Source organism: Kitasatospora sp. NPDC005748 (assembly GCF_040630735.1).
Lineage (GTDB): Bacteria > Actinomycetota > Actinomycetes > Streptomycetales > Streptomycetaceae > Kitasatospora.
In genome coordinates this window covers 48,135-56,774 of the sequence record NZ_JBEXYD010000052.1, presented here as the reverse complement: position 1 = coordinate 56,774, position 8,640 = coordinate 48,135, and the positions used below count along the sequence as shown (strand labels likewise).

Sequence of the window (8,640 nt, the reverse complement as noted above, 5' to 3'; positions counted from 1 at the left end):
ACGTTCACAAACGCATAGCCTGGCTGCCAAAGCCCAGCTTCACCCACAGGAGCACCGTGGCAATCGGCCGATCACCACAGAGCAGTTCGCAGACGAGCCACTGCCATCTGCCGAACCGCTCGGTCGGTGCGCCCGGGTTCGCTCTTCGCCGGGGCTCCGCGTGCCGGTCGTCGGCCTGTCAACCGCCGGGGAAACGGTAGATGACGATCAGTCGGCCGGCCGGCCGCGCGCCTCGGGGGTGGGCCCGTGGGCTGCTGTCCGTGCGAGGTCGGTTCGTTCCCGCGCTGCGCGGGTCGTTCGATGAGGGTGTCGTGCGCGCCGGGACGCCGTCCGCGCGGGGCGCTCCGGGCGGGTGCCGTCCTGTCCGTGCGGTCCTTCCGGGGCGGGCCCGTGGCCGGCCGTCAGCCGTGGCCGATGCGGTAGCCGATCCCGCGGACGGTGATGACCCAGGTGCTGGCGCCGAGCTTCGCGCGAAGGTTGCGCACATGCGTGTCGATGGTCCGGCTGGAGTCCACCCAGTCGGTGTCCCAGACCCGGGCCATCAGATCCTTGCGTGACATGACGTGGCCCTGGTTCGAGGCCAGGATGTGCAGCAGCTCGAACTCCTTGGCGGTGAGGCTCACCCGCTCGCCGTGCAGGCGGACTTCACGGGTCCTTTCGTCGACGTGGAGCGGGCCGATGGATAATATCCGGACCGGGGCCGGTCTGGGGCGGGCCCGGCGGAGCACGGCTTCGATACGGGCCGTCATTTCCCTGGGGCCGCACGAGCGGACGACGCAGTCGTCCGCGCCGGCCTGCAGGGCGAGCACCCGGTCCAGTTCGGTGTCGCGGCCGGTGAGAGTGATAATGGGCTTGTCTCCACTCGCTCGTATCGAACGGCAGACTTCCAGGCCGTCGATGTCGGGAAGATCGAGGTCGAGCAGGATCATGTCCGAGTGCTCATGTGTTCTCAGCACTTCCGCGCCGGTTCCGGCAAGTCTCGTGCAGTACCCCTGTCGTCGGAGGTCATGAGCCCTTCCTTCGGCGGCGTCGTGGTCGCCGGCGACCACGAGCACCCGGATCGCCTGCGGCTCGGAGGCCTTCTCGGTCCGTCGGTACGGGATCGACACCACGGCCCGGGGCTGACCTGGTAGTTCGGTTCGAGAGGTTGTCGCCAGAGTCATAAAGTCCCCCCTGTACACCAGTTCTACACAGGATGCACCACGGGGAGGCGGCCCCGCTACAAAAATAGTGGCATTCTTTTTTTACGCCTATGGTGCGGGTGTATGAACGCCACATCTGACAGGAGCATGATGATGCAAGAGAGGGCGGCCCGGACGCGACAGAACCTGGTCAGCGCGGCCGCTGGCGAGTTCGACCGCGACGGATACGCGGGGGCGTCCCTGGCGCGGATCGCCAGGTCGGCCGGAATCACCACCGGAGCCCTGACGTTCCACTTCCAGAGCAAGGAGGAGATGGCCGCGGTGGTCAGGACGCAGGGCCACGCCGTGACCCAGGCCGTCGTGGGCCAGGTGACGGCGCGGAGCGAACCCCCGGTCCAGTCGGTCATCTCGCTGACCCTGGCGCTGGCCGATCTGCTGGAGCGGGAGGCCGTGGTGCGCGCCGCGGCCCGGCTCGCCCGGGAGCAACCCGGGGAGCCGGACTGGTCGACGACCTGGGCGCCGGTGATCCACGAGCGCCTGCAGGCGACGCACGAAGCCGAGTTGGGCCCGTACGGGGACCGGAGCACCCTCGCCACCCTGGCCGGGTACCTGGTCACCGGCGCGGAGTCCTGCATCCGGCAGCGGGCCTGCCGGAAGGAACCCCTGGACGGGCAGTCCGTGGAGCACATCAGCCGCATCTGGGACCTCCTCAGCTGCGGCGAGCGGTGCCTGACTTGAGCCCACCGGCGAGAGTCACCCCGCCGGGCCCGACCCCCGGCTCCGCCGGCCCCGTCAGACGGCGCTGCAGCCGCCGTCGACGGGGACGGCACCACCGGTGACGAACGAGGCCTGGTCGCTCAGCAGCCAGGCCGCCGCGCGCGCCACCTCCACGGGTTCGGCGAGCCGGGGCTGGATGGATCTGCCCACCGCGACCTGCTCCAACTGCGGGACCTGGCGCATGGCGTCCTCGATCAGCTCGGTGCGGGTGGTCCCGACGACCAGCGCGTTGACCCGGATCCCGCGCGCCCCGTACTCGGCCGCCGCGGCCCGGCTCAGGCCGAGCACGGCGTGCTTGGCCGCGACGTAGGGGGAGACCGCTCCGGTGGCGAACAGGCTCGCGATGCTGGCGGTGTTGACGATCGAGCCGCCCGACTCCTGGCCGAGCATCACCGGCACCTGGTGCTTGAGGCAGTTCCACACGCCGCGTACGTTGACGTCCATGATCCGGTCGTAGACCGCGTCGTCCGTCTCGTGCAGCTGTGAGCCGATCGCCCCCCAGCCGGCGTTGTTGAAGGCGCCGTCCAGGCCGCCGAAGGCCGCCACGGCGGTGGCGACGACCCGTTCGACGTCGGCTGTCGCCGTGACGTCCCCCGGGGCCACCTCGGCCCGGCCGCCCGCGGTGCGGATCTCCTCGGCGAGCCGGTCGAGCAGTTCCTTGCGCCGGGCCGTCAGTACCACGGCCGCGCCCTCGGCGGCGAACAGCCGGGCGGCGGCCGCGCCTATCCCGCTGGACGCCCCGGTGATCATGACGGTCCTGCCCTGCAACAGCCCCTGACGGTGCTCCATGTGCTTCGCCCCCCTGCCCGCGGCGCCGACCGGCCCGCGAGCCGGTCTCGGTGTCGTCGAACTCGGATGTCGATCATTGTCCCGGGCCCGCGCGGGGCGGCACCAGTCGGGACGGTCGACCGTCCGGGGAGCGGGCCGGCACGGGGCGGCCCCCGGCCGTCGGTGCTACTCGGGCCGACCGCGGCACTCCGAGAGCTCGATGCGCTTCGCGGTGGCGGGAGTTGCGACGGCCGGCAGCAGCAGCTGCCAGAACTCCACGACGCGCTCCGGGAGATCGGCGCGCCGGGTCTCGATGAACGAGTGCATCTGGGCCCCCGTACACGCGTAGACCACCAGGCGGGAGAGCGCCTGGACGTCGGTGCCGGCCCGCAGTTCCCGCCGGCGCTGGGCGACCAGGAGGTCGTCCATGATGATCTCGGCCCACTGGCGGTGGGAGTTCTCGTCCGGGGAGTTGAACTGCTCCTGCTCCCAGACCAGTCGGGCCCCGGCCTGGAGGATGGGGTTGTCGAGCAGCTGGCAGGCCCAGGTGAGGGACACGTCGACGACGCGCTGCAGCCCCTCCGAGGGGCGGGGGGTCACCACCCACTCGGGCTGGCGGAAGACGATCTCCCGGGCCAGCTCGCTCTTGTTGCGGAAGTGGAAGTACACCGCGCCCAGGGTCAGGCCGGCCTCGTCGGCGATCTTCACGACGCTGGTTCCGGAGAAGCCCTGCTCCCCGAAGAGCTTCGCGGCGGCCTGGATCAGGGCGGCCCGCGTCCGCTCGGCCCGCTCCTGTTTCACTGGGCGTCCCACCATACGACTGCACCTCATGTTGCTTGATAAAGAAGAGTATTCTTCATTTTATAGGCTGGGGGGACGATTGCACCGCTCCCGTCCCCCGCCACACTGACTCCGGGGGGAGACGGCTCATCATGGAGTCGCGTCCAACGATCGTTCAGCACACGGCGGCCACACGCACCCGGCCGTCGGTCCCGCCGGAGATGCCGGCCCTGGTCGGCAAGTCCGTGGCGGGCGAAGCGCTCGTCACCGACTGGGGCGACGTCTCCGGCGCCACCCAGTGGGTCACCGTCCACTGGCCGCACGACCACCCCTTCTACACCGAGGGCGGCCGCTACAGCCCCCTGCTGTTCACCGAGAGTGCCCGCCAGGCGCTCACCGTGCTGAGCCACGCCGTCCACGGCGTCCCGCTCGGACACCGCTTCGGCATGGAGCGTATCCGAACGTCCGTCAACTCGGGCGAGCTGCTCACCACTTCCGGCCCGCCCGAGGTCGACCTGCTGATCACCCACACCTCGGTGACCAGGCGGCGGCTCGGCTCCGCCCACCTGGTCTCCCAGGTCGAGGCCCGGCGCGGGGGGCGCCACCTCGGCGCCGCCGAACTCCACTACACCAGCCACCCGCCCGCCCTCTACGACCGCCTGCGCGGCCGCTACGCCGACGCGGCCCAGGCGTTCGCGCGGGCGCTCCCGCTCCTCCCGCCGGCCCCCACCGCCGTGGTCGGCCGCCTGCACGAGCGGGACGTCGTCATCTCACCGGCGGGCGCGCCGGACCACTGGCAGCTCCGTACGGACACCGGCCACCGCGTCCTCTTCGACCACCCGCACGACCACGTCCCCGGCATGGTCCTCCTGGAGGCCGCCGTCCAGGCGACCCGGGCCACCCTGCCCCACCCCGCCGTCCCGGTCGCCTTCGACAGCACCTTCCTGCGCTACGTCGAGTTCGACCAGCCCTGCCTCCTGACCACCACCCCCGCACCCCCCACCCCCGACGGCCACCCCCGCACCCACATCCGAGCCACCCAGTCCGGCACCCCCGTCTTCACCACCACCCTCACCACCGAGCCCCACCCGGCCTGACCCACCGGGCCGGGGGCCGGCGGGGGAGGACGGCGGCGGCCCGGCTCCGGTGATGTCCGTCACGGGCTGGAGCGGGGGAGGACGGCGCCGGTCGGTGGCAGCCGTGGCGCGCGAGTTGCTCGCGGCCTACGGCCGCGACGGGTGGACTCCGCGGAAGGTCGCGCACGACCGGCCGCCGTACGAGGGCCTGTTGCCCGCTCCGGTGCGAGGGTTCGATATGGCCATGACGATCACCGGGGTAGGACGAACGAGCGAGGCGTGCCCTTCGAAACCCCGGGCGGGGGAAGTGCTGTTCGGGTGGGTCCGGCTGAGAGGCCAAAATGGCTCAAAGCTAGCATGTGGGCATTCGCCTAGCTCGAAAGATGGACCTGTGACTGTCAACGAAGACGTGTTCACTAACTGGATGAACCGCGAGGAGATCGCGGAGTCGATGATCCCGATCATCGGGAGGCTGCAGCGTGAGCGGGACGTCACCGTTCTGCTGCACAGCCGTTCCCTGGTGAACAAGTCGGTGGTCAGCATTCTGAAGACTCACCGGTTCGCCCGCCAGATAGCCGGGGCGGAGCTCTCGGTCACCGAGACGCTGCCGTTCCTGCACGCGCTCACCGCGCTGGATCTCGGCCCCTCCCAGATCGACATCGGCATGCTCGCCGCGACGTACAAGGCCGATGACCGCGGTCTGTCGGTGGCGGAGTTCACCGCGGAGGCGGTGGCCGGCGCCACGGGTGCCAACAAGCTGGAGCGCCGCGGGTCGCGCGATGTCGTGCTGTACGGGTTCGGCCGGATCGGCCGGCTGCTGGCCCGCCTGCTGATCGAGAAGGCCGGGTCGGGCAACGGCCTGCGGCTGCGTGCCATCGTCGTCCGCAAGGGTGCGGGCGACGACCTGGTGAAGCGTGCCTCGCTGCTGCGGCGCGACTCGATCCACGGCCAGTTCAACGGCACGATCACCGTCGACGAGGCGAACAACAAGATCATCGCCAATGGTCACGAGATCACGGTGATCTACTCCGACGACCCGACCACGGTGGACTACACCGCGTACGGGATCAAGGACGCGATCCTGATCGACAACACCGGCCGGTGGCGGGACCGCGAGGGGCTCTCGAAGCACCTGCGCCCCGGGATCGAGAAGGTCGTCCTGACCGCGCCGGGCAAGGGCGACGTCCCGAACATCGTGCACGGCGTGAACCACGACATGATCAAGCCGGACGAGCAGATCCTGTCCTGCGCCTCCTGCACCACCAACGCGATCGTCCCGCCGCTGAAGGCGATGGCGGACGAGTACGGTGTGCTGCGCGGCCACGTGGAGACCGTCCACTCGTTCACCAACGACCAGAACCTGCTGGACAACTACCACAGCTCGGACCGCCGCGGCCGTTCGGCACCGCTGAACATGGTGATCACCGAGACCGGTGCCGCCTCCGCCGTCGCGAAGGCGCTGCCGGACCTCGACGCGAAGATCACCGGCAGCTCGATCCGAGTGCCGGTGCCGGACGTCTCGATCGCGATCCTCAGCCTGCGGCTCGGTCGCGAGACCACCCGCGAGGAGGTCCTCGACTACCTCCGGGAGGTGTCGCTGACCTCGCCGCTGAAGCGCCAGATCGACTTCGTCACCGCCCCCGACGCGGTGTCCAGCGACTTCATCGGCTCGCGCCACGCCTCGATCGTGGACGCCGGCCCGACCATGGTGGACGGGGACAACGCGATCCTCTACCTGTGGTACGACAACGAGTTCGGCTACTCGTGCCAGGTGATCCGGGTCGTCCAGTACGTCTCCGGCGTGGAGTACCCGACCTTCCCGGCCCCGGCGCTCTGAGCCGGATGCTCTGAGCCGGGTGCGCTGACCCCGGCCCGAAGGCCTGACGGCCGGGCGCCCGCCCATGCGGCACGGAGGCCCGCTCCACCTCGGTGGAGCGGGCCTCCGTCGCCTTACCGGGACCCGGGCGAGGGTCAGGCGCGGCCGGCCGCCTTCTGGGTGCGGCGGGCCAGGGAGTCGACGACCACGGCGGCCAGCAGCACCGCACCGGTGATCATGAACTGGATGGCGTTGCTCAGGCCCTCGATGTTCATGCCGGACTGGATCGAGCCGATCACCAGGGCACCGAGCAGGGCCGACCACGTCTTGCCGCGGCCGCCGAAGAGGCTGGTGCCGCCGATGACGGCCGCCGCGATGGCGTTCATCAGCAGGTTGCCGCCGCCGGAGGTCTGGCTGGCGGACTGGATCTGGGCGGCCAGGAAGAGACCGCCGATGCCCGCCATGGTGGAGCAGATGATGAAGACACTGATCCGGATCCACGAGATGTTGATACCGGCGCGGCGCGCGCCCTCGATGTTGCCGCCGAGCGCGAAGATCTGCCGTCCGTAGGTGGTGCGGCGCAGGACGAAGTCCAGCACCACGATGAAGATCAGGAAGATCAGCAGGGCCAGCGGCAGCCCCTTGTACTGGTTCAGGGTGTACGCGGCGAGGAACGAGACGACGGCCAGTGCCACCGTGCGCAGTACCAGGTCGGCCATCGGCCGGTAGGGCACGCCGGCCGCCCGGCGCCGTCTCGCGTCCGCCAGCGAGGCGCCGACGAACAGCAGGACGCCGATCGCGGCGGCTCCGTAGGCGGCGAGCTGCTGGCTGTAGATGGTGCTGTAGAGGCGGGAGACGATGTCCTTGCCGGAGAGGTTGACGGTGCCGCTGGCGCCGAGGATCTGCAGCATCGCGCCGTTCCAGCCGAGGTTGCCCGCGAGGGTGACGACGAAGGCCGGCACGCCGACCTTGGCGAAGAACACGCCCTGGATCAGGCCGACGACCGCGCCGCCGAGGACGGCGGAGAGCAGTGCCACCCACTGGTTGACGCCGTGGGTGACGTTCAGGACGGCGAAGATCGCCGCGCACAGGCCGCTGACCGAGCCCACCGACAGGTCGATCTCGCCGAGCAGCAGCACGAAGACCACACCGATGGCGATCATGCCGGTGCCGACGATCTGCTGCGACAGGTTGGAGAGGTTCTGGGCGGAGAGGAAGGTGCTGTCCAGGCTGCCGAAGACGGCCCAGATCACGATCAGTGCCAGGACGACCGGCAGCGAGCCGAGTTCGCCGCTGCTCACCCGCCGGCGGAACTCCCCGAGGTAGCCCTTGATGCCCTCCTGGCGCACGATGAGCCGCGGGTCCACGACCGGGGTCGCCGAGGGTGCCACGGGGACCGGCGCGTTGACGCCGCCCTTGGGCATGCTGTCCTCGGGCAGGTGGTGGCGGCGGCCGTCGTCGCCGCCCGGGATGTGGTCGCTCATGGGGTGCCCTCCGTGCCGCGGGCCTGTCGGCGGGTCACCGCGTTGTCCGTGGCCCCGGTGATGGCCGAGATGATCTGTTCCTGGTTGGTGGAGCGCCGGTCGAAGACGCCGTTGTTGCGACCGAGGCGCAGGACCGCCACGGTGTCCGCGACCGCCATCACGTCCGCCATGTTGTGGCTGATCAGGATCACGCCGAGGCCCCGCTCGCGGAGGCGTTCGACGAGGTCGAGGACCTGGGCGGTCTGCTCGACGCCGAGGGCGGCGGTCGGCTCGTCCAGCATCACGACCTTGGGCGAGCCGATCAGCGCGCGGGCGATCGCGACCACCTGGCGCTGGCCGCCGGAGAGCGAGGCGATCGGGATCCGCACGCTGGGGATGCGGATGGACAGCGTGTCCAGCAGCTCGCGCGAGCGCTTCTCCATCTCGACCTCGTCGAGGACGGCGAAGCGCTTGATCTCGCGGCCCAGGAAGAGGTTCCCGACGACGTCGAGGTTGTCGCAGAGCGCGAGGTCCTGGTAGACGGTGGCCACGCCGAGGTGCTGGGCGTCCTGGGGGCGGTGGATGGAGACCGGGCGGCCCTGCCACTCGATGACGCCCTCGTCCGGCTGGTGCACCCCGGCGATCGCCTTGACCAGGGTGGACTTGCCGGCGCCGTTGTCCCCGACCAGCGCCAGTACCTCGCCGGTGTGCACCTCCAGCTCGATGTCGGTGAGCGCCTGTACGGCGCCGAACCGTTTGGAGACCCCGCGCAGGGCCAGTACGGTCTCACCTGCCACAGTGACCAACTCCCTTGCCCC

Annotated in this window: 8 protein-coding genes; 3 read left to right on the top strand and 5 right to left on the bottom strand. The window is 70.4% G+C overall.

Translation table 11 applies throughout. The features are described 5' to 3' along the window. Positions 1-401: 401 nt before the first annotated feature. Positions 402-1,112 (bottom strand): response regulator transcription factor, encoded by a 711-nt coding sequence (locus ABZ495_RS28665; RefSeq protein ID WP_329490293.1) that lies wholly within the window; start codon positions 1,110-1,112, stop codon positions 402-404. Between the two features lie 177 nt (positions 1,113-1,289). On the opposite strand from ABZ495_RS28665, the gene ABZ495_RS28660 reads away from it, so the two are divergent. Beyond that, positions 1,290-1,880: a TetR/AcrR family transcriptional regulator gene (locus ABZ495_RS28660; RefSeq protein ID WP_329490294.1), complete on the top strand. Its 591-nt coding sequence runs from the start codon at positions 1,290-1,292 to the stop codon at positions 1,878-1,880. 54 nt (positions 1,881-1,934) lie between these two features. On the opposite strand, the gene ABZ495_RS28655 is transcribed toward ABZ495_RS28660, so the two are convergent. Both ABZ495_RS28655 and ABZ495_RS28650 read right to left on the bottom strand, forming a co-directional pair. Next, positions 1,935-2,708 carry a glucose 1-dehydrogenase gene (locus ABZ495_RS28655; RefSeq protein ID WP_359838792.1) on the bottom strand — a complete coding sequence of 258 codons (774 nt, stop codon included), beginning with the start codon at positions 2,706-2,708 and terminating at the stop codon, positions 1,935-1,937. A 165-nt stretch (positions 2,709-2,873) separates the two neighbouring features. Next, the gene (locus ABZ495_RS28650; RefSeq protein WP_329490296.1) at positions 2,874-3,503 is read right to left on the bottom strand and encodes a ScbR family autoregulator-binding transcription factor; all 630 of its coding nucleotides are present in this window, start codon (positions 3,501-3,503) and stop codon (positions 2,874-2,876) included. 116 nt (positions 3,504-3,619) lie between these two features. On the opposite strand from ABZ495_RS28650, the gene ABZ495_RS28645 reads away from it, so the two are divergent. Together ABZ495_RS28645 and ABZ495_RS28640 are read left to right on the top strand one after the other, a co-directional pair. Continuing rightward, a complete protein-coding gene (locus ABZ495_RS28645; protein ID WP_359838790.1) occupies positions 3,620-4,564 on the top strand; it encodes a ScbA/BarX family gamma-butyrolactone biosynthesis protein in 945 nt (314 codons plus the stop codon). A 370-nt stretch (positions 4,565-4,934) separates the two neighbouring features. Next, positions 4,935-6,380 (top strand): glyceraldehyde-3-phosphate dehydrogenase, encoded by a 1,446-nt coding sequence (locus ABZ495_RS28640; protein WP_329490298.1) that lies wholly within the window; start codon positions 4,935-4,937, stop codon positions 6,378-6,380. Between the two features lie 134 nt (positions 6,381-6,514). Here the strand turns inward: ABZ495_RS28640 and ABZ495_RS28635 are convergent, their stop codons facing one another. Beyond that, positions 6,515-7,783, bottom strand: a complete 1,269-nt coding sequence (locus tag ABZ495_RS28635; RefSeq protein WP_359805464.1) for a sugar ABC transporter permease — start codon at positions 7,781-7,783, stop codon at positions 6,515-6,517. Between the two features lie 56 nt (positions 7,784-7,839). Next, a complete protein-coding gene (locus ABZ495_RS28630; protein WP_359805289.1) occupies positions 7,840-8,628 on the bottom strand; it encodes an ATP-binding cassette domain-containing protein in 789 nt (262 codons plus the stop codon). Positions 8,629-8,640 lie beyond the last annotated feature (12 nt).